Origin of the sequence: Agrobacterium sp. lyk4-40-TYG-31 (assembly GCF_030209855.1) — a bacterium.
Classification (GTDB): Bacteria; Pseudomonadota; Alphaproteobacteria; order Rhizobiales; family Rhizobiaceae; genus Agrobacterium; species Agrobacterium vaccinii.
The window spans coordinates 1-19,620 of record NZ_JARVRE010000013.1 but is presented as its reverse complement, the minus strand read 5'-3'; the positions used below and the strand labels follow the sequence as shown (position 1 = coordinate 19,620).

Below are 19,620 nucleotides of genomic sequence, written 5' to 3'. Positions count from 1 at the left end.
CAAATTGTGGCAAAGGGCAAATGCGGATATTCCGGCGGCAATCCTTGGCAGTAAATTTCCTGAACCGGCGCATTGTCGGTTTAGAACGCCGACTAAACCGATTTAAAATGAAATAAAATCTTTTAAATCGATTAATATATTGAAATTGTTGAATTATTCCATGTTCTCGGCTTGTGTTTTTTTAAAACGCGGATTAATTTCCGGGAAAATTTGGATCATTTCGTCTTTAAAAAGGAACGTGCCCGTGAAAGAACTTGGAGTACATAATCCAGAAAATGGAGTGTCGGCACTCGGTTTGACCGGCGTTTCTGTCGTGCACTACAACCTCATCGAGAGCGAATTGTACGAAGAGGCGATCCGCAACGGCGAAGCCGATGTCACCGCAGACGGCGCTTTGCGTGCAGTAACCGGCCAGCATACGGGCCGTTCGCCCAAGGACAAGTTCGTCGTTCGCGACGCCTCCACGGAAGACAGCATCTGGTGGGACAACAACAAGCCCCTGTCGCCAGAACACTTCGACATCCTCCACAAGGACATGCTGGCACATGCTGCCGGCAAGACGCTTTACGTGCAGGACCTGATCGGTGGCGCGGATGAAGACAATGCGCTTCCAACCCGCGTTGTGACCGAACTTGCCTGGCACGGCCTGTTCATCCGCAACCTGCTGATCCGCCCTGCGCGCGAAAAACTCGGCTCCTTCAAGCAGAAGCTGACGATCATCAACCTGCCGAGCTTCAAGGCCGATCCCGCCCGCCACGGTGTGCGCACTGAAACCGTGATCGCCTGCGATCTGTCCAAGGGTCTGGTTCTGATTGGCGGCACATCCTATGCCGGCGAAAACAAGAAGTCGGTCTTCACCGTTCTCAATTACCTGCTGCCTGCCAAGGGCGTCATGCCGATGCATTGCTCTGCCAATGTCGGTCCTGATGGTGACGCGGCCGTATTTTTCGGCCTGTCGGGCACCGGCAAGACCACATTGTCTGCCGACCCATCGCGCACACTGATCGGTGATGACGAACATGGCTGGGGCGACGACGGCATCTTCAACTTCGAAGGCGGCTGCTACGCCAAGGCCATCAAGCTTTCGGCGGAAGCCGAGCCTGAGATTTATGCTGCAACCCGCCGCTTCGGCACGGTGCTGGAAAACGTCGTTCTCGATGAAAACCGCGTTCCGGATTTCAACGACAATTCGCTGACGGAAAACACCCGCAGTGCCTATCCGCTGCACTTCATTCCGAATGCTTCGGAAACAGGCATCGCTGGCCATCCCAAGACGATCATCATGTTGACGGCGGATGCTTTCGGCGTGCTGCCGCCAATCGCCCGATTGACGCCTGAGCAGGCCATGTACCACTTCCTCTCCGGTTACACGGCAAAGGTTGCGGGCACTGAAAAAGGCGTGACGGAACCGGAAGCGACATTCTCCACCTGCTTCGGCGCACCGTTCATGCCGCGCCACCCGGCAGAATACGGTAATCTGCTGCGCGATCTCATCGGCAAGCACGGCGTGGATTGCTGGCTCGTCAACACCGGTTGGACCGGTGGCGCCTACGGCATCGGCAAGCGTATGCCCATTAAGGCGACGCGCGCCCTGCTGACCGCAGCGCTGACAGGCGAGTTGAAGAACGCTCAGTTCCGCACCGATGCGAATTTTGGTGTCGCAGTTCCAACTGCACTGGAAGGTGTCGACAGCGCAATTCTCGATCCGCGTTCGACATGGGCAGACGGTGCCACCTACGATGCGCAGGCCAAGAAGCTCGTTTCCATGTTCGTCACGAACTTCACCAAGTTCGAAGACCATGTGGACAGCAAGGTTCGCGATGCGGCTCCCGGCCTGCTGATCGCCGCAGAATAATCGATCCGACTGATGAATTGACAAACCCGGCCTAGTGCCGGGTTTTTCGTTTGACGGGCATGGTTTTCATTCGTGGAAATCTGTGGCATCACCGCTGCCGGAGAAAAGACATGGCCAGCGCCGCACTATTGATCAGCAACAGAATTACGATTGCCGGATGGGAACTGACGGAGCAATTCGTGCTGGCTGGCGGGCCCGGCGGGCAGAATGTCAACAAGGTCTCCACCGCCGTTCAGCTATTCTTCGACGTGGCCGGTTCGCCGTCGCTGCCTGACCGTATCAAGGAGAACGTGATCAAACTCGGCGGCAGACGCGTATCGAAAGAAGGCGTCCTGATGATCGAAGCCAATCGGTTTCGCACGCAGGAGCGCAACCGGGAAGATGCACGAGAGCGACTGAAAGAACTGGTTCTGAAAGCTGCCGAACCACCGCCACCGACGCGGCGGGCGACCAAGCCGACCAAAGGCTCGGTCGAAAGACGGCTTAAAGCCAAATCCGGGCGATCCGATGTGAAGAAAATGCGCGGCAGGCCCGATAACGATTAGAGCTTGCGCAATGCTACCGTGTCGATCAGGTGGTTCTGGCCCTTGCGCAAAATGAGATCAGCCCTTGGCCGTGTCGGAACGATATTGCGCCGCAGGTTTTTCAGGTTGATGTTTTCCCAAAGACCCTCGGCAATCGCCAGCGCCGCTTCCTCGGAAATCGAGGCGTAGCGGTTGAAGTAGGAAGAGGGATCGCGAAACGCGGTTTGACGCAGGTTCATGAAGCGTTTGACGTACCAGTTGTGAATGAGCGCCTCATCCGCATCGATATAGATCGAGAAGTCGAAGAAATCCGAAACGATCGGCACGATGCGCCCGCCCTCCGGCAAATCGCGCGATTGCAGCACGTTGATGCCTTCGAAAATCAGGATGTCCGGCCTGTCTATGGTCGTATATTCGTTGGGTATGACGTCGTATGTGAGGTGCGAATAGCTGGGGGCTTTGACATCCGGTTGCCCGGCCTTGATGGCTGACAGGAAGCGCAGCAGCGAGCCGATATCGTAGCTTTCGGGAAAGCCCTTCCGCTCCATCAGATTGTCGCGTCTCAACACCTCGTTGGGATAGAGGAAGCCGTCCGTAGTGATGAGATCGACTTTCGGGCTGGAAGGCCAGCGCGCCAGCAGCTCTTTCAGGATACGGGCCGTCGTTGATTTTCCAACCGCGACAGACCCGGCGATGCCGATAACGAAGGGCGTCTTGGCGACGCCCTCCATGTTGAGGAACTGATTGCGTTGGTCGAACAGAAGCTGCGATGCTTCGACATGGGTGGAGAGCAGGCGCGATAGCGAGAGATAGATACGCCGGACTTCATCGATATCGATGGGGTCGTTGAGCGAACGCAGGCGTTTCAGCTCATCCGTCGTCAGCGTCAAGGGCGTGTCGGCGCGGAACTTCGACCATTCGTCGGAGCTGAAGAAGTGGTAGGGTGAATATTCATCGGGTCGGAAATGATCGAGCGTGTTTGGCATGCCTTGTCCTCCCATGCGTGCCAACGTCGTCATTGTGCGGGCCTCGATTCCTTTTCCTGAATGCCTGATTGTCCCGTACGACGTTCCAGTTCGGACAACACGTCGGAAAGCGGTATATCGGCGATCTTCAGCACCACCAGCAGGTGGTACAAAAGGTCCGCAGCCTCATCGGTCAGGTTTTTGCGGTCGTTGGAAATGGCGGCAATCACCGTTTCCACCGCCTCTTCGCCGAGCTTTTTCGCCGCACGCATCTGGCCTGCAGCATAAAGCTTGGCCGTCCAGGACTGGTCGGGAGAGGCACTGGCGCGGTCCGCGACGATACGCTCGAGATCGGAAAGGGAAAAATTCGTCATGGGTCGTTTCCCCGATCAATCGAGACGCATGGCTATGCCATGGTCTGCCATATAGGCTTTCGCTTCGCCGATGGAATAGGTCCCGAAGTGGAAGATGGAGGCTGCCAGCACAGCGGTAGCATGGCCTTCTTTCACGCCGGCAACGAGATCATCCAGCGTGCCGACGCCGCCAGATGCGATGACGGGCACACGCACCTGATCGGCAATAGTGCGCGTCAGCGCAATGTCATAACCGCTTTTGGTGCCATCCCGGTCCATAGAGGTGATGAGCAATTCGCCTGCGCCGCGCTCGACCATGCTAATCGCAAATTCCACCGCATTGATGCCGGTTGGCTGGCGACCACCATGGGTGAAGATTTCCCACCTGTCAGCCTCGTCGCTGGTGGAAACCTTTTTCGCGTCGATCGACACCACGATGCACTGGTTGCCGAATTTATCCGCAGCACGCGCGACAAAATCAGGGTCTTTGACGGCGGCAGAGTTGATCGAAACCTTGTCAGCACCACACAGCAGAAGTTTGCGGATATCGCCAACTGCGCGCACGCCACCGCCGACCGTCACCGGCATGAAGCAGTGGTCTGCTGTCCGCGAGACGACGTCGAAAATCGTATCACGATTGTCAGAGGACGCCGTAATGTCGAGGAAGCAGAGCTCGTCGGCACCGGCTGCATCGTAAGCCTTTGCCGCTTCTACGGGATCACCTGCGTCGATGAGATCGACGAAATTAACGCCTTTGACGACGCGTCCGTCCTTAACATCGAGACAGGGAATGATACGGGCTTTCAGCGTCATGCGCGTGCCTCCTTGATCATGGCGAGCGCTTCGACCGGATCGATACGGCCGTCATAGAGGGCGCGACCGGAGATGGCGCCTTCCAGCTTGACCGCATCGGGCTCAAGCATGCGCTTGATGTCGTCCATCGAGGCAAGACCGCCGGAGGCGATGACCGGAATGGAAACGGCATCCGCCAGTTCCAGCGTGGAGGCCCAATTGATACCGGCCAGAATGCCATCGCGATCGATATCGGTGTAGATGATGGCCGCTACGCCAGCACCCTCGAAGCGCTGGGCAAGCTCGATCACGCCAAGCTCGGAGGCTTCCGCCCAGCCCTCGACCGCAACCTTGCCGCCCTTGGCATCGATGCCGACGGCGACCTGCCCGGGAAAACGCTTGCAGGCCTCGATGACCAGAACAGGATCACGCACGGCAACCGTGCCGAGAATAACGCGGGCGAGACCGCGCGAAAGCCACGCCTCGATATGATCAAGCGTGCGAATACCGCCGCCAAGCTGAACCGGATTTTTCGTGGACTTCAAAATGGCATCCACGGCATCGCCATTGACGGTCTGGCCTGCGAAAGCCCCGTTCAAATCCACGACATGCAGCCATTCGAACCCTTGGTCTTCGAAGGCTTTGGCCTGCGCGCCGGGGTCTGTGTTGTAGACAGTGGCCTGATCCATATCGCCAAGCTTGAGGCGAACGCACTGGCCATCTTTGAGGTCGATTGCGGGAAAAAGGATCATATCAAGGCTTCCAGCGCAGGAAATTCGAAATAAGGGCAAGGCCGAGCGTCTGGCTTTTTTCCGGGTGGAATTGCGCCCCGACCTTGTTGTCACGACCCACGAATGCCGTCATCGCGCCACCGTAATTGGTGGTGGCGATCACATCGTCTGCATGTTTGGCGGCGAGGTGATAGGAGTGCACGAAATAGGCGTGCAGGCCATCCGCGCCAGTCTTTATGCCATCAAACAGCGGGTGAGGGCGGTGCAAGTCAAGCGTATTCCAGCCGATCTGCGGGATTTTCAGGTCTGGATCGGAAGGGGTCATTTCGACCACGTCGCCTTCGATCCAGCCAAGGCCCTGGCTCGTCGTCTTTTCCAGCCCGCGCGACGACATCAACTGCATGCCGACGCAGATACCCATGAACGGACGCCCGTGGGTTTCGACCGCTTCGATCATTGCCTCATGCATGCCGGTGACGGCATCCAGGCCTGCGCGGCAATCGGCGTAAGCGCCAACGCCTGGTAGAACGATACGATCTGCGGAGGCGACATGGTCCGGCTTGTCGGTCAGTTCGATCGTCGCGTTAATGCCAGCTTCGGCTGCTGCGCGCTCAAACGCCTTGGTCGCCGAACGAAGGTTGCCGGAGCCATAATCGATAATTACCACACGCATGTCAGCGCCTTCCATTCAGATCGAATTGAAACGACCCGGCGGGATCGTTCATCGAAAAACCTGTGCCGACTTTGCGATCCTTCTTCCACTCGGGCTGGGGAATCGTGCTGGCGTTTGCGGCTTCGCTTTCGGGCAGGTTGGAGAAATAAATGTCTTCCGCCGTCGCCAGATCATGCGCGGTGACGATCGTCTTGATTGCCCATCCCTTGAACACGAGATATCGGACGAGAATGTTGCGACCCTCTAAGCCGGCTATCAATCCCGCAGTCACGGCAAACAATGCGCCTGATATGCCGTATCCCTCTATCCCCGAAATCTGACCGGCTGCCACCTGAAGCACGACGATGGAAGCGGCCACCCACCACAGACGATGAACGACAAACCAGATCCACGGGAAAAAAAGGGCAAGCCACGAAAAGCGGTCAGCGATGAACCGTGTCGACCGGTGATCTCTGTCCGGTCCGCCGGGGGCTTCAAGAACCAGATAGGATGTCATTGGCTTTCCTGACAACGTTGAGAGCGGCAGTAGAGGGCATGTCCTCGGTGCTGCTCTTACGATTTCATCTGTCTCAGGCCAGCATGCCCTTTGTCGAGGGAACGCGATCGGCCTGCCGTGGATCGATCTCTGTTGCGGTGCGCAACACGCGAGCGACTGCCTTGAAGCACGTTTCGGCGATATGGTGGTTGTTGGCGCCGTAATGATTAAGAATATGCAGCGTTATTCCGGCATTCTGTGCCAGCGCCTGAAAGAACTCACGCACCAGTTCGGTATCGAATGTGCCGATCTTCGGGGCAGAGAAGTTGACGTTCCAGACCAGAAATGGCCGCCCGGAAATGTCGACCGCTGCCTTCGTCATCGTCTCATCCATGGCAAGATCAAGCGAAGCGTAACGGGTGATCCCTCGACGGTCACCGAGTGCCCTAGAGATTGCCTGGCCGATGGCGATACCGGTATCTTCAACCGTATGGTGGTCATCGATATGCAGGTCGCCTGCAACGTCGATCTCCATGTCGATCAGCGAATGGCGGCTGAGCTGGTCCAGCATATGATCGAAGAAACCCACGCCCGTGGAAATTTTCGACTTGCCGCTGCCATCGATGTTCACGCGAACGGAAACACTCGTTTCGTTCGTCTTGCGGGAAATCTCAGCTTTACGCTCTGCCATCTGGCTGCTCCGTACGAATATCGGGGTTCCTTATCAGCAAGAACCACAAATATCCAGCCATTACATTGCGTTGCGGTATGCCGTCTTGGTCGTTTCCGTGGCTGGAATTTGTAATCGCAAAATCGAGGCCTACATAGATTGCGAACGGGTCAGCATTTGCGACCCAGCGCAACGCCCTGATGGGGCAAACAGGTGTTTGATGACAACGATTATTACTGTGAGAAAGGGCGGCAAGGTCGTGATGGCTGGCGATGGTCAGGTCAGCCTCGGACAGACCGTCATGAAAGGCAACGCCCGCAAAGTCCGCCGGATCGGCAAGGGTGACGTCATCGCCGGATTTGCCGGTGCCACCGCTGATGCGTTCACATTGCTGGACCGTCTGGAAAAGAAGCTCGAGCAATATCCCGGGCAACTGATGCGGGCGGCCGTGGAGCTTGCCAAAGACTGGCGCACCGACAAATATCTGCGCAATCTCGAAGCGATGATGCTGGTGGCAGACAAGTCCATCACTCTGGCCATCACCGGTAATGGCGATGTGCTTGAGCCGGAACATGGCGCAATCGCTATCGGTTCGGGCGGAAATTACGCCTTTGCTGCTGCCCGCGCACTGATGGATTCTGAAAAATCAGCGGAAGAGGTGGCGCGCCAGGCTTTGGATATCGCAGCCGATATCTGCGTCTATACCAACCATAATCTCGTGATTGAAACGCTCGACGCAGAGTAGACTGCGCCTCACAAAGCGATGGGTCCTGCGGGCCGGGCCGAAACGGCTGGCCGGTAAGGATGCCGAAAGGAATAAAATGACGACTTTTTCTCCCCGCGAGATCGTTTCCGAACTCGACCGTCACATCATCGGCCAGCACGATGCCAAGCGCGCCGTGGCGATCGCGTTGCGCAATCGCTGGCGCCGCCAGCAGCTGGACGACAGTCTGCGTGACGAGGTCATGCCGAAAAATATCCTGATGATCGGGCCGACCGGCGTTGGCAAGACGGAAATCTCCCGCCGTCTGGCCAAGCTGGCAGGCGCTCCCTTCATCAAAGTCGAAGCCACCAAATTCACCGAAGTCGGTTACGTAGGACGCGATGTCGAGCAGATCATTCGCGATCTCGTGGAAATCGGCATCGGCCTCGTGAAGGAAAAGAAGCGGCTAGAAGTTCAGGCGAAGGCCCATGCCAGCGCCGAAGAACGCGTATTGGACGCACTGGTAGGCTCGACCGCGTCGCCTGGAACCCGTGAGAGTTTCCGCAAGAAGCTGCGCGACGGCGAGTTGGACACCAAGGAAATCGATATCGAGATTGCCGATACCAGCAGCGGTATGCCCGGTTTCGACATCCCTGGCATGCCCGGTGCCAATATCGGTGTTCTCAATCTTTCCGATATGTTCGGCAAGGCCATGGGCGGTCGCAGCAAGAAAGTGCGCACCACGGTCGAGAAATCCTATGCTGATCTTATTCGCGACGAATCCGACAAATTGCTGGATAACGAACTGATCCAGCGCGAGGCGGTGAAATCCGTCGAGAATGACGGCATCGTGTTTCTCGATGAGATCGACAAGATCGCAGCCCGCGACGGTGGCATGGGCGCAGGCGTTTCACGCGAAGGCGTTCAGCGCGACCTTCTTCCGCTGGTGGAAGGGACGACGGTGTCCACGAAATACGGTCCCGTTAAAACGGACCATATCTTGTTCATCGCCTCAGGCGCATTCCACGTGTCGAAGCCCTCAGATCTCCTGCCGGAGCTTCAGGGTCGTCTGCCCATTCGTGTCGAGCTGAAACCCCTGACCAAGGAGGACTTCCGTCGCATCCTGACCGAAACCGAAGCCAGCCTCATCCGTCAGTATATCGCGCTGATGGCAACCGAAGAGCTGAACCTTGAATTCACAGATGACGCCATCGACGCCTTGGCCGACGTTGCGGTTCATCTGAATTCGTCGGTTGAGAACATCGGCGCGCGTCGTTTGCAGACGGTGATGGAGCGTGTGCTGGATGACATCTCGTTCAACGCGCCGGATCGTGGCGGCTCTGCCGTCAAGATCGATCAGGACTACGTGAAGGAGCATGTTGGCGATATCGCCGCCGACACAGACCTGTCGCGATATATTTTGTAAATAGACCAGCGAGTGCGGCAATTGTTGCCGCACTCTTATTTTACTTGCCTTCTCTCGACATATGGTCACGCTTTTCGCTAATGAAAGCGTTGATGGCGCTCAACGGAATGGTCCTGTTACAGTGCCGACCAAGGAAAAGGCATTCGCTCGTGCGTAAAACTCTTCTGGCATTGGCCTCCGTCATGGCCTTGTGCGCGGTCTCACAGTCATTCGCGCGAGCGGCATCGGTCGTTCCGCCGGGCAACCGGAATGCCGAGCAGCCCGGCGTGCCCGGCGCATCGGCACGGCGGACCAAAAGCTCCAACTCCACCTATGACCGCAAGTATCAGAAAGTGTTCGATCTGCTGTCGGGTGACAAGCAGTTGATTGCGAAAATCAAATCGACCGCCAGTCGTTACGGGATCGACCCGATCCACATGATTGGCGCCATCGTGGGTGAACACACCTACAACGTGGATGCCTATGACCGATTGCAGTCCTACTACGTCAAGGCCGCGTCCTATGCGGGAAACAGCTTCCGTTTCGGCTACAAGGATGAGAGCATTGCGCAGTTTTTGACGCATTCGCAATTTTCCAAATGCCAGGCGAAGCGCGATTCCACCAGCCTCTGGACCTGTCGTGAAGACGTCTGGGACGACAGTTTCCGCGGCAAGAAGGTGGATGGTGTCAGCTATCCCGACAATCGCTTCAGCTCCGTCTTCTTCCAGCCTTTCTATGCCGGGCAGACATTTGGTCTGGGCCAGATCAATCCGCTGACGGCGCTGATGCTGTCGGATGCCGTCGCGCGCGTGTCCGGCTATGAAAAACTGGATGAGAATGACGCCGCTGCGGTCTATAACGCCATCATGGACCCGGACCATTCGCTGGCTTATATGGCCGCTGCTATCCGCAAATCCATCGACGATTACAAGTCGATTGCCGATATGGATATTTCGAAAAATCCAGGCCTGACCTCCACGCTCTATAATCTCGGCGGATCACAACAGCGTGCGGCTGCTCTTGCCCAGAAAAACCGCCAGAGCGGCGGGTCGCCGGTGTGGCCGGAAGAAAATTATTACGGCTGGCTGGTGAACGAAAAGCTGCCGGAGCTTCAGAAACTTCTCTGATTTTAGAACAGGCTGCTGGATTGTTTTTAAAAAGAAAACATCTTTAGCCCCGGCTTGTGATTGACGAGCCGGGGTTTCAGCGTCCACTCTTGGCGAAAGCATAACCGACAAGGGAGATATCCGGTGAGCCGCATTGAAGAGCATGGTCTGTCGCTTGATGAAACACTCTATCGTTTTTTGAAGGACGACGTTCTGCCGGAAACCGGCCTTGAGCCCGATGCTTTCTTCGCAGGCTTCTCCAGCATCGTGCACGATCTTTCGCCAAAAAATCGCGAGCTTCTTCACAAGCGCGATGTCTTTCAGGAGAAACTGGATAGCTGGTACCGCACCCATGGTGCGCCGGTCGATCTCAATGCCTACGAAGCGTTTCTCCGCGAGATCGGATATCTGTTGCCCGAAGGTGGTGCCTTCAAGGTCGATACGCAAAATGTCGATCCCGAAATTGCGCAGCTTGCCGGTCCACAGCTCGTCGTCCCGGTTATGAACGCACGCTATGCGCTGAATGCTGCGAACGCTCGATGGGGTTCGCTTTACGATGCGCTCTACGGCACCGATGCGATCTCCGAAGCGGACGGCGCTGAAAAGGGCAAGGGCTATAATCCAAAGCGTGGCGAAAAGGTCATAGCCTGGGCACGCGATTTTCTGGATCGTTCCGCACCCTTGGACAATGGCAGCTGGTCTGTCGCAAACGGTGTCAAAATCGTCGATGGCGTGCTCCAAATCAGACTTAGCGACACATGGAATGGCTTGAAGGACCCTGCGCAATTTGCCGGGTTCGGTGGTGATGTGTCCAAGCCGGACACGGTGCTGCTGGTCAAGAATGGCCTTCATGTCGAGATCGTCATCGATCCATCGACGGCCATCGGCTCGAATGACGCTGCCGGGATTTCGGATATCCTTCTGGAATCGGCGCTCACCACCATCATGGACTGCGAGGATTCGGTTGCCGCAGTGGATGCCGAGGACAAGGTCGTGGCCTATGGCAACTGGCTGGGCCTTATGCGCGGCGATCTGACGGAGGAGGTTTCCAAGGGCGGAAAGTCCTTCACGCGCCGCCTCAATCCCGACCGCAATTACACCGCCCCTGACCGCTCTGCATTGACGGTGCCCGGACGCTCGCTGATGCTGGTCCGCAATGTCGGGCATCTCATGACCAACCCTGCCATTCTCGACCGTGACGGCAACGAAATCCCGGAAGGCATTATGGATGCCGTCGTCACGGGGCTGATTGCGCTTTACGACGTCGGCCCCGGCGGGCGCCGTCAGAATTCGCGCGCGGGGTCCATGTATGTCGTAAAGCCGAAGATGCACGGCCCGGAAGAGGTCGCCTTTGCGTCGGAGATTTTCTCCCGCGTCGAGAAACTGATCGGCATGGCGCCCAACACCATCAAAATGGGCATCATGGATGAGGAACGCCGCACAACGGTCAATCTCAAGGAATGTATCCGCGCTGCCAAGGATCGCGTGGTCTTCATCAATACCGGCTTCCTCGATCGCACTGGTGATGAAATCCACACTTCGATGGAAGCAGGCCCGATGATTCGCAAGGGCGACATGAAGCAGGCTTCCTGGATCGCAGCCTATGAGAACTGGAACGTCGATATCGGTCTGGAATGCGGTCTCTCCGGCCACGCGCAGATCGGCAAGGGCATGTGGGCCATGCCGGATCTAATGGCCGCGATGCTGGAACAGAAAATCGCCCATCCCAAGGCGGGTGCGAACACGGCCTGGGTTCCGTCTCCCACCGCAGCCACGCTTCATGCCACGCATTATCACAGCGTCGATGTCGCCGAAGTCCAGAGCGGGTTGAAGCACCGCGAACGCGCAAAGCTTGGCGATATTCTCTCCGTGCCCGTCGCGGTGCGGCCAAACTGGAGCGCCGAGGAGATTCAGCGTGAGCTGGACAACAATGCGCAGGGCATTCTGGGTTATGTCGTGCGCTGGGTCGATCAGGGCGTCGGCTGCTCGAAAGTACCCGACATCAACAATGTCGGCCTGATGGAAGACCGCGCAACGCTGCGGATTTCCGCCCAGCACATGGCCAACTGGCTGCGCCACGGCGTGGTCACGGAAGCGCAGATCGTCGAGACGATGAAGCGCATGGCGGCTGTGGTTGATGGCCAGAATGCTGGCGACCACGCCTATATGGCCATGGCCGGAAACTTCGATGAATCAGTCGCGTTTCAGGCCGCGCTTGAGCTGGTTTTGAAGGGCAGGGAGCAGCCGAACGGTTACACCGAGCCCGTTCTCCACCGCCGTCGCCTGGAACTGAAGGCGAAACAGACAGCGTAAGCTGATCTCAACCCAACAAAAAAGCCGCCGGGATAATCCTCGGCGGCTTTTTTATTCGTCGTATCTGCGACCCTTACTGGATCACGATGACCTTGGAGCTGCGGCCCGGGCGGACGCGGCTGTAGAGGTCGATAACGTCCTGATTGATCATGCGAATGCAGCCCGAAGACGCAGCCGTGCCGATGGAAGCCCATTCTGGCGAACCATGGATGCGGAACAGCGTGTCCTGACCCTTTTCGTTGAAGAGATACATGGCGCGTGCACCCAGCGGGTTGGTGAGGCCCGGGCCCATGCCTGCGTCGACGTATTTGGAGATTTCCGGCTTGCGAACGGCCATTTCCTTTGGCGGATGCCACATGGGCCATTCCTGCTTCCAGGCGACATAGGCTTCACCAGCCCATGCAAAGCCCTGCTTGCCAACGCCGATACCGTAACGCACAGCCTTGCCGCCTGGCAGGATGTAGTACAGGAAGCGTTCACGGGTGTTGACGATCACCGTGCCTGGCTTTTCAGGGGTCTCGAAGCTGACGACCTGACGGTGAAAGCGCTTGTCGACGCGGTTGATCGGAATGGCTGGCAGAGCGTAGCCTGCATCGGTCGTCGCACCGTAAACTTCGTCACCGAAGATCTGGGTGGTTTCGACGACGACGGGGGCAGCAACCGGACGAGCAGAGGAGGTCTCAGTCGTCGTGGAGGCGCAACCGGTCAAAGCAAGTACCGAAGACAGGCCGAGGGCAGTCAATGATGTGCGAATGCGCATGATTTTCTCGCGGGAAATATCGCCCAAATCAGGCGATGCATGAAGATCTATTGAATAGATGGGTTATTTTCGATTAATCTTGCGTTGGCAAGCCGTTGCACCGCAGCAAGAGAATACGGCGCGCGAAATTGCGGCTTCATGGTCTTTTTGCAACATGAAAGGGGGTCCGTACCCCGGTTTTATCCATGACTATTCTTTCCATCATCAACAATAATCCGTTAATCGACGGACGGCAGTCGGCAAACGCCATGCTGGTGCGACGTGGTGTGCAGATATTGCTCCACGAAATGCGCCATTCTGTTTTGCCTGAACTGCCGCTTTCAAGCGGTCGCCGCGCCGATCTGATCAGCCTGTCGGTCAAGGGCGAAATATGGATCATCGAGATCAAATCCTCCATCGAGGATTTCAAGGTCGATCGCAAATGGCCTGATTATCGACAGCACTGCGACCGCCTGTTTTTTGCAACGCATGCCGCCGTGCCGCTCGATATCTTCCCCGAGGACTGCGGTCTGTTCGTTTCGGATGGCTATGGCGCGCACATGCTGCGGGATGCGCCGGAACACAGGCTGCCGCCCGCGACACGAAAGTCCGTTATGCTCGACTTTTCCCGCACCGCAGCCCGGCGCTTGATGATGGCCGAGTGGTCCACCGGCGACAGCTACACCGACTGAGCCTTACTTCGGCGCCCGCTTGGCCAGAATGCGCTGAAGCGTGCGACGATGCATGTTGAGGCGCCGCGCCGTCTCGGAAACATTGCGCTCGCACATCTCGTAGACGCGCTGAATATGCTCCCAGCGGACACGGTCCGCTGACATCGGATTTTCCGGCAGGTCCATCTTGTCGCCTTCGCGCTGCGTCAAGGCGTTGAAGACATCGTCCGCGTCGGCGGGTTTGGCCAGATAGTCGAGGGCGCCGAGTTTGACCGCCGTCACCGCCGTGGCGATGTTGCCATAGCCGGTCAGCACCACGATCTGCGTGTCATCCCTATGCTGGCGTATGGCTTCGATCACTTCAAGACCGTTGCCGTCGCCGAGGCGCAGATCGACCACCGCATATTTCGGAGGGGCCAGCCGCGACTTGGTGATGCCTTCGCTGACCGATTCCGCCGTATCCACGACAAAACCGCGCGTTTCCATGGCGCGCGCCAGGCGCCGCAAAAACGGGCCGTCGTCATCGACAATAAGAAGCGACTTGTCCGGCCCGATCGCATCACCTTCGTTGGATACGATGGCTTCAGCCTCGTTTTTTTGTGTGTCGTCACTCATCCTTTGGTCTCCGGCGGTCTGTCTCAGCCATATGAGTTCGACCTTACTGCTTTCAAGCGCGCAATAAAGTCACTGGTGTCTCTTGTCGTCCATGATGTCGCGTGGCCAGACGACCGTTACTCTGGCTCCGGCGGCATCTGGCCCGCGGTTCTCGAATGTCAATGTCGCGCCGGAACGTTCCAGCAATGTCTTGGCGATGAAGAGACCAAGCCCCAGCCCACCCGCGCGCGCTTCGTTCTGACGCTTGGTGACATAGGGCTCGCCAATGCGTGACAGTATATCAGGTGCATAGCCCTGCCCATCGTCTTCCACGATCACCTGGACCTGCTGTGGGTCATGCTGCGTCGTCACCGTCACGGATTCGCGGGCGTAATCGACTGCATTTTCCAGGAGGTTGCCGAGACCATAGATGATCCCGGCGTTTCTGGAACCGACAGGCTCGCCACTCCGCTCGCTCTTTTCCACCAACCGAAGCTTGATGCCAAACTCGCGGTGTGGGGCCATGACCTCTTCGATCAGGGACGAAAGCGGCAACGTTCGCAAATGCTCGTCCCCCTCCGCAGATAGAGAGGTTAGCCGGCGCAGAATATCGCGACAACGTTCGCTCTGGCTGCGCAACAGGGCGACATCCTCACGAAAACGTTCGTCATTTCCAAGCTCGCGCTCCATTTCCTTTGCGACGACGCTGATGGTCGCAAGCGGGGTGCCAAGCTCATGTGCCGCCGCCGCTGCCAAGCCATCCAGCTGTGAAAGGTGCTTTTCACGTTCCAGAACCAGTTCCGTCGCCGCCAGTGCATCCGCGAGCTGGTTCGCCTCATGCGAAACGCGATAGGCATAAAACGCTGCAAACAGCATCATAGCAACGATGGAGCACCAGATGCCGACATGGATGATGAGCTGGATCGGCAGGGTCTCTCCCGGGTACCAGGGAACAGGAAAGGGCGAAAACGCAATGGCTGTCACGCAGGCCAGTGCAAAGGCGAGCAACATCAGCGAATGCTTCATGGGTTGCGAGGCGAAGGCAATGATGACCTGCACGCAGATCAAGGGCACGAAAGGATTGGACAGCCCCCCGGTGATGTAGATCAGGGCCGTCAACTGCAACAGATCGAACGCCAGAAGAAGTGTCGCTTCCCAGGGTTCAAGACGATAGGTCGCCGGAAAACGGGCGGATAGAAACAGGTTTGCGACGGCAAGTGCACCGATCAGCACCGCGCAGGTCAGCAGTGGCAGCGGAAAATTGAGCCCGAAGGCGACGATCAGGATCGTCGCCGTCTGTCCAACGACTGCCAGCCATCGCAACCAGACGATGGTTTGCAAACGAATATGACGGCTGGCGCGGCCAAATCGTGTGCTTTCTTCTGGCTGGGGCGCCATCCACCGTCTCCTGTCTATGTGCCGCGTGGCTTCACGCGATTTGTCGGTTCTGCCGAGGCCGGGTCTTCCGGCCAGGGATGGCGCGGATAGCGCCCGCGCATGTCTGCACGCACGTCTTTCCAGGACCCAGCCCAAAAACCGGGAAGATCCCGCGTCGTCTGTATCGGCCTGTGCGCAGGCGAGGTCAATTCCAGAAGCAGTGGCAATTTGCCGCCTGCAACGGCCGGGTGCTGTTTCAAACCGAAGAGTTCCTGAACCCGGATCGTCAGCGTGGGTTCTTCACCATCGTAGCTGATGGCGTGTCTTTGGCCGGTCGGAGCCTGAAAATGTGTCGGCAGAAGTTTCGTCAACTCGCGCTGGGCAGCGTGCGGAACCAGCGACAGAAGCCCATCCATGATGCCTGAAGACCTGATGTCCTGCGTGCTTTTGGCATCATGCTGGAAGGGGACAAACCATTCATCCAGCCGCGCGATGAGCGCTTCGTCATCCATATCCGGCCACGGTTCACCGATCGTGCGGTTGAGGAAGCCGAGGCGTTGGCGCAACTGTCGCACCTCCTTGGAAAAGGGCACGATATCGAGACCATGGTCCCTGATGCCGTTTGCAAGGCCCAGAGCGGCCTTTTCGCCAGTCGGCTTCCCAAGGGGCGTTTCGTCCAGAATGATCGCACCGATCCGCGTGACACGGCGCGCGCGGACCTGTCCGCTGGCCTTATCGAAAAACAACTGGTCCTCTTTGCGAATACTGTCCGGCATGTGCTCTTCCACATCCTCGCGACTGATCGAGGCTGCGGCGAGAATACGAGGCTGTGCGGCGCGGCCCGTGGCATCGGCAACGACCAGCATCTTTTCCGTGGCAAGGCGTTCCGTCTCGCTCAGTTCTGCTCCGCGCCCATTGGCCATGACATAGCGCCCACGTCCGCCGCGCTGCAAGGCAATGCGGTCTGGAAAAGCATGCAGCAGAAGTTCACCTGCCGTAGCAGGGATCGCGGGCGCGTTACGCGCGCCGTCATCGAGCGAAGATACGATTCGCCGGGCGAGGCCCTTGGCGGCGGTCGCGCGCTCGCCCTTTTCCTGCCGGAAGCGCCGCAACCTCTCCTCCAGATCGATATCGCTGCCGCCGAGCCCTTGCTCCGTCAGCAGAACCGCGAGCATTGCTCCCTCTTGCCCATGGCCAGCCTCCTGCGCCGCGATCACCATGGCGGAGAGGCGAGGCGGCAGGGCAAGCGCGCGCATCTTGCGACCACGCGGCGTTATTCCTCCCGTCGCATCCAGCGCACCGAGGCTCATCAACAATTGACGCGCCTCGTGAAAGGCGGCTTCAGGAGGCTGATCCAGAAAAGCCATGGATGCCGGATCGCCGACACCCCAATGCGCAAGATCCAGGACAAGACTGGAAAGATCGCTCGCCAGAATCTGCGGTGGCGTGAAGGCTGGGAGGGCATTTGTCTGGCCCGCGTGCCACAGCCTGATGGCAATGCCCGGTTCGGTTCGACCGGCACGACCAGCCCGCTGATCCGCAGACGCGCGGGAGACCTTCACCGTTTCCAGCCGTGTCATGCCTGTCGATGGCTCGAAAACCGGCAGGCGCTGTAAACCGCTGTCGATGACCACGCGAACGCCATCGATGGTAATCGATGTCTCGGCAATCGATGTCGCAAGAACGATCTTGCGCTTGCCGTCCTCGGTCGGCTTTATCGCGGCGTCCTGTTCCTTTTGGGACAGGTTGCCGTAGAGCGGAATGACTGCTGTGTCAGACCCGAAGCGTCCTTCCAACCGCTCGACGCTGCGCAATATCTCGCCTTGCCCCGGCAGGAAGGCCAGTATCGAACCCTCCTCGGCTTTGTGGGCTTCCACAATGGCGCGCGCCACCCGGTCTTCAACGCGCTCCTGTCCGGCGCGGTCATCATAGCGAATATCGATGGGAAAGCTGCGGCCCAAACTCTTGATGACAGGCGCGCCATCCAGAAGCGCCGTCACCCGCTCGACATCGAGCGTCGCCGACATGACGAGAATCCGCAAATCGTCTCGAAGGCCGGTTTGCACGTCCAAAGCCAGGGCAAGACCGAAATCGCCATCAAGGGACCGCTCGTGAAATTCATCGAAAATTACGACAGCTACGCCTTTGAGTTCTGGATCATCCAGAACCATGCGCACAAATACGCCTTCGGTAACAACTTCGATCCGTGTCTTGCCGGAAATGCGATTATCAAGGCGCATCCGGTAACCCACCGTCTCGCCAACGGCCTCACCAAACAGCGATGCCATGCGGCTCGCGGCAGCGCGCGCAGCCAGCCGTCGCGGCTCAAGCAAGATGATCTTGCCGTTTCCACGCCACGCTTGATCCAGCAAGTGGAGGGGAACGAGCGTGGTTTTACCGGCACCCGGCGGAGCAGAAAGCACGGCCCGCCTGCGGCTGGACAACGCCTCGCCAATGTCTGCAAGCACATCCGTGACGGGCAGGGGAGGAAGCATGCGCTGCAATATCGTCTTCATGCCACTCATGCGCTCAGCGTTTCACCTTCAGGCTTTCATAGGCAAGAATAGCACCCGCCAGATCCTCCAGCGCCGCACCCACCGACTTGAACAGGGTTATGTCGCTATCCTTTTCTCGACCGTTATGCCGACCTGAAACAAGATCAGACATTTCAGCGCGGATATGTTGGCGATCTATCAGACCTGAAGCCAGAGGCTGGACGATATCGCCTCCTTCCTTCAGCGCGCCTTCGAATGTATCGACAAAGACATGAGCCCGCTGGACGGCGTTATCGTCGCTTTCGCGCATGGTGGGTTTGAACGCACCGACCAGATCGAGATGCGCTCCCGGCTTCAACCATTCTCCTTTGATCAGCGGTTCGTTGGAGAGCGTTGCGCAGGAAATGATGTCGGCAACCCGCGCGCTGCCTTCCAGATTATCGGCAACCCGCGCGTCGAAGCCCAGCTTACGTGCCTCTTGCACAGTCTTCTCCGCTGCCGAAGCATTGCGTCCCCACACATGGAAAGATGTCAATGGCCGAACGACCGCATGGGCCTGCATCAGATTGAGGGAAAGACGTCCGGTTCCGACCATCAACATGGATGCGGCATCCGCACGGGCAAGATATTTTGCAGCCAGTGCAGATGTCGCTGCCGTTCGCCGCGCCGTCAGCTCGCCACCTTCTATCGCAGCCAGCATTTCGCCTGTTGTGCCGGATGATAGGAGATACGTCCCAAAAATCGCGGGAAGTGACCGGACGCTGTTATCGGGAAAGACCGAGAGTATCTTCACGCCCATATAGGAGCCTGGCACCCAGGCAGGCATCAACAACAGGGTCGCTGCATTCTCACCCGGCACCTCGACGTCGTGGTGGTGCCTGACGGGGACAACACAGCCTTCGCGAAACATCGCCTCCATGGCGTCGATCAGTTCGGGCCAGGGCAGGGCGCGGCGTGTTTCTTCTTCATTTAGGACCAGCATGAGAGCTCCCGTTGATTATATGTGCGGGAGTTTATCAACGTGGCGGTTGCTGGTGAAGTGGCGGCGTTGTTTGCGCTGGGTAATTCGGGGCGTTTTGGGGCGTTGATAGCTTTGGATTGCAAATTTTCTAGCGAAAACAATTACTTACAAAATATGTCGATTTTTTTACTGGGGTGCTGTTGACTTGTTTCGTGAGT

Annotated in this window: 19 protein-coding genes; 7 read left to right on the top strand and 12 right to left on the bottom strand. The window is 57.8% G+C overall.

The features are described from left to right. Positions 1–280 precede the first annotated feature (280 nt). Both QRN55_RS21250 and arfB read left to right on the top strand, forming a co-directional pair. Complete coding sequence (locus QRN55_RS21250; RefSeq protein ID WP_502871358.1) at positions 281–1,855, top strand: phosphoenolpyruvate carboxykinase; 1,575 nt, start codon at positions 281–283, stop codon at positions 1,853–1,855. 110 nt (positions 1,856–1,965) lie between these two features. Next, entirely contained in the window at positions 1,966–2,400 is a 435-nt protein-coding gene (gene arfB / locus QRN55_RS21245) for an alternative ribosome rescue aminoacyl-tRNA hydrolase ArfB (protein WP_111841263.1), read from the top strand. On the opposite strand, the gene coaA is transcribed toward arfB, so the two are convergent. The 7 genes from coaA to hisB all read right to left on the bottom strand — a co-directional run bounded on the left by coaA (position 2,397) and on the right by hisB (position 7,059). After that, positions 2,397–3,380: a type I pantothenate kinase gene (coaA, locus tag QRN55_RS21240; RefSeq protein WP_233123521.1), complete on the bottom strand. Its 984-nt coding sequence runs from the start codon at positions 3,378–3,380 to the stop codon at positions 2,397–2,399. The genes arfB and coaA overlap by 4 nt on opposite strands. A 14-nt stretch (positions 3,381–3,394) precedes the next feature. Continuing rightward, positions 3,395–3,718 carry a phosphoribosyl-ATP diphosphatase gene (locus QRN55_RS21235; protein ID WP_284778213.1) on the bottom strand — a complete coding sequence of 108 codons (324 nt, stop codon included), beginning with the start codon at positions 3,716–3,718 and terminating at the stop codon, positions 3,395–3,397. 15 nt (positions 3,719–3,733) lie between these two features. Beyond that, on the bottom strand, positions 3,734–4,510 hold the full coding sequence (hisF, locus tag QRN55_RS21230; RefSeq protein WP_284778212.1) for an imidazole glycerol phosphate synthase subunit HisF: 777 nt from the start codon (positions 4,508–4,510) through the stop codon (positions 3,734–3,736). After that, positions 4,507–5,241: a 1-(5-phosphoribosyl)-5-[(5-phosphoribosylamino)methylideneamino]imidazole-4-carboxamide isomerase gene (gene hisA / locus QRN55_RS21225; RefSeq protein WP_284778211.1), complete on the bottom strand. Its 735-nt coding sequence runs from the start codon at positions 5,239–5,241 to the stop codon at positions 4,507–4,509. Before hisA ends, hisF begins: the two co-directional genes overlap by 4 nt. 1 nt (position 5,242) lies before the next feature. Then, complete coding sequence (hisH, locus tag QRN55_RS21220) at positions 5,243–5,893, bottom strand: imidazole glycerol phosphate synthase subunit HisH (protein WP_284778210.1); 651 nt, start codon at positions 5,891–5,893, stop codon at positions 5,243–5,245. A 1-nt stretch (position 5,894) separates the two neighbouring features. Beyond that, complete coding sequence (locus QRN55_RS21215; RefSeq protein WP_284778209.1) at positions 5,895–6,389, bottom strand: DUF2628 domain-containing protein; 495 nt, start codon at positions 6,387–6,389, stop codon at positions 5,895–5,897. A gap of 73 nt (positions 6,390–6,462) precedes the next feature. Continuing rightward, positions 6,463–7,059 (bottom strand): imidazoleglycerol-phosphate dehydratase HisB, encoded by a 597-nt coding sequence (gene hisB / locus QRN55_RS21210; RefSeq protein WP_112501141.1) that lies wholly within the window; start codon positions 7,057–7,059, stop codon positions 6,463–6,465. Positions 7,060–7,258: 199 nt separating this feature from the next. On the opposite strand from hisB, the gene hslV reads away from it, so the two are divergent. From hslV to QRN55_RS21190, 4 genes are all read left to right on the top strand, one after another. After that, positions 7,259–7,783, top strand: coding sequence for an ATP-dependent protease subunit HslV (gene hslV, locus QRN55_RS21205; protein WP_112501142.1), 525 nt, complete (start codon positions 7,259–7,261; stop codon positions 7,781–7,783). Between the two features lie 76 nt (positions 7,784–7,859). After that, entirely contained in the window at positions 7,860–9,167 is a 1,308-nt protein-coding gene (gene hslU, locus QRN55_RS21200) for an ATP-dependent protease ATPase subunit HslU (protein WP_111841254.1), read from the top strand. Between the two features lie 149 nt (positions 9,168–9,316). After that, on the top strand, positions 9,317–10,273 hold the full coding sequence (locus QRN55_RS21195; protein WP_284778208.1) for a DUF1402 family protein: 957 nt from the start codon (positions 9,317–9,319) through the stop codon (positions 10,271–10,273). Between the two features lie 123 nt (positions 10,274–10,396). Further along, complete coding sequence (locus QRN55_RS21190; protein WP_284778207.1) at positions 10,397–12,565, top strand: malate synthase G; 2,169 nt, start codon at positions 10,397–10,399, stop codon at positions 12,563–12,565. A 73-nt stretch (positions 12,566–12,638) separates the two neighbouring features. Here QRN55_RS21190 and QRN55_RS21185 read toward each other — a convergent pair whose 3' ends face one another. Beyond that, entirely contained in the window at positions 12,639–13,325 is a 687-nt protein-coding gene (locus tag QRN55_RS21185; protein WP_284778206.1) for a L,D-transpeptidase, read from the bottom strand. 185 nt (positions 13,326–13,510) lie between these two features. On the opposite strand from QRN55_RS21185, the gene QRN55_RS21180 reads away from it, so the two are divergent. Further along, positions 13,511–13,996 (top strand): MmcB family DNA repair protein, encoded by a 486-nt coding sequence (locus QRN55_RS21180; RefSeq protein ID WP_111841250.1) that lies wholly within the window; start codon positions 13,511–13,513, stop codon positions 13,994–13,996. A gap of 3 nt (positions 13,997–13,999) precedes the next feature. Here QRN55_RS21180 and QRN55_RS21175 read toward each other — a convergent pair whose 3' ends face one another. From QRN55_RS21175 to lhpI, 4 genes are all read right to left on the bottom strand, one after another. Further along, positions 14,000–14,590, bottom strand: coding sequence for an ActR/PrrA/RegA family redox response regulator transcription factor (locus tag QRN55_RS21175; protein ID WP_284778205.1), 591 nt, complete (start codon positions 14,588–14,590; stop codon positions 14,000–14,002). Between the two features lie 69 nt (positions 14,591–14,659). After that, entirely contained in the window at positions 14,660–15,967 is a 1,308-nt protein-coding gene (locus QRN55_RS21170; RefSeq protein WP_284778204.1) for an ActS/PrrB/RegB family redox-sensitive histidine kinase, read from the bottom strand. 14 nt (positions 15,968–15,981) lie between these two features. Beyond that, positions 15,982–18,462, bottom strand: a complete 2,481-nt coding sequence (hrpB, locus tag QRN55_RS21165; protein ID WP_284778274.1) for an ATP-dependent helicase HrpB — start codon at positions 18,460–18,462, stop codon at positions 15,982–15,984. A gap of 13 nt (positions 18,463–18,475) precedes the next feature. Further along, positions 18,476–19,423 carry a bifunctional Delta(1)-pyrroline-2-carboxylate/Delta(1)-piperideine-2-carboxylate reductase gene (gene lhpI / locus QRN55_RS21160; RefSeq protein WP_284778203.1) on the bottom strand — a complete coding sequence of 316 codons (948 nt, stop codon included), beginning with the start codon at positions 19,421–19,423 and terminating at the stop codon, positions 18,476–18,478. Positions 19,424–19,620: the final 197 nt, after the last annotated feature.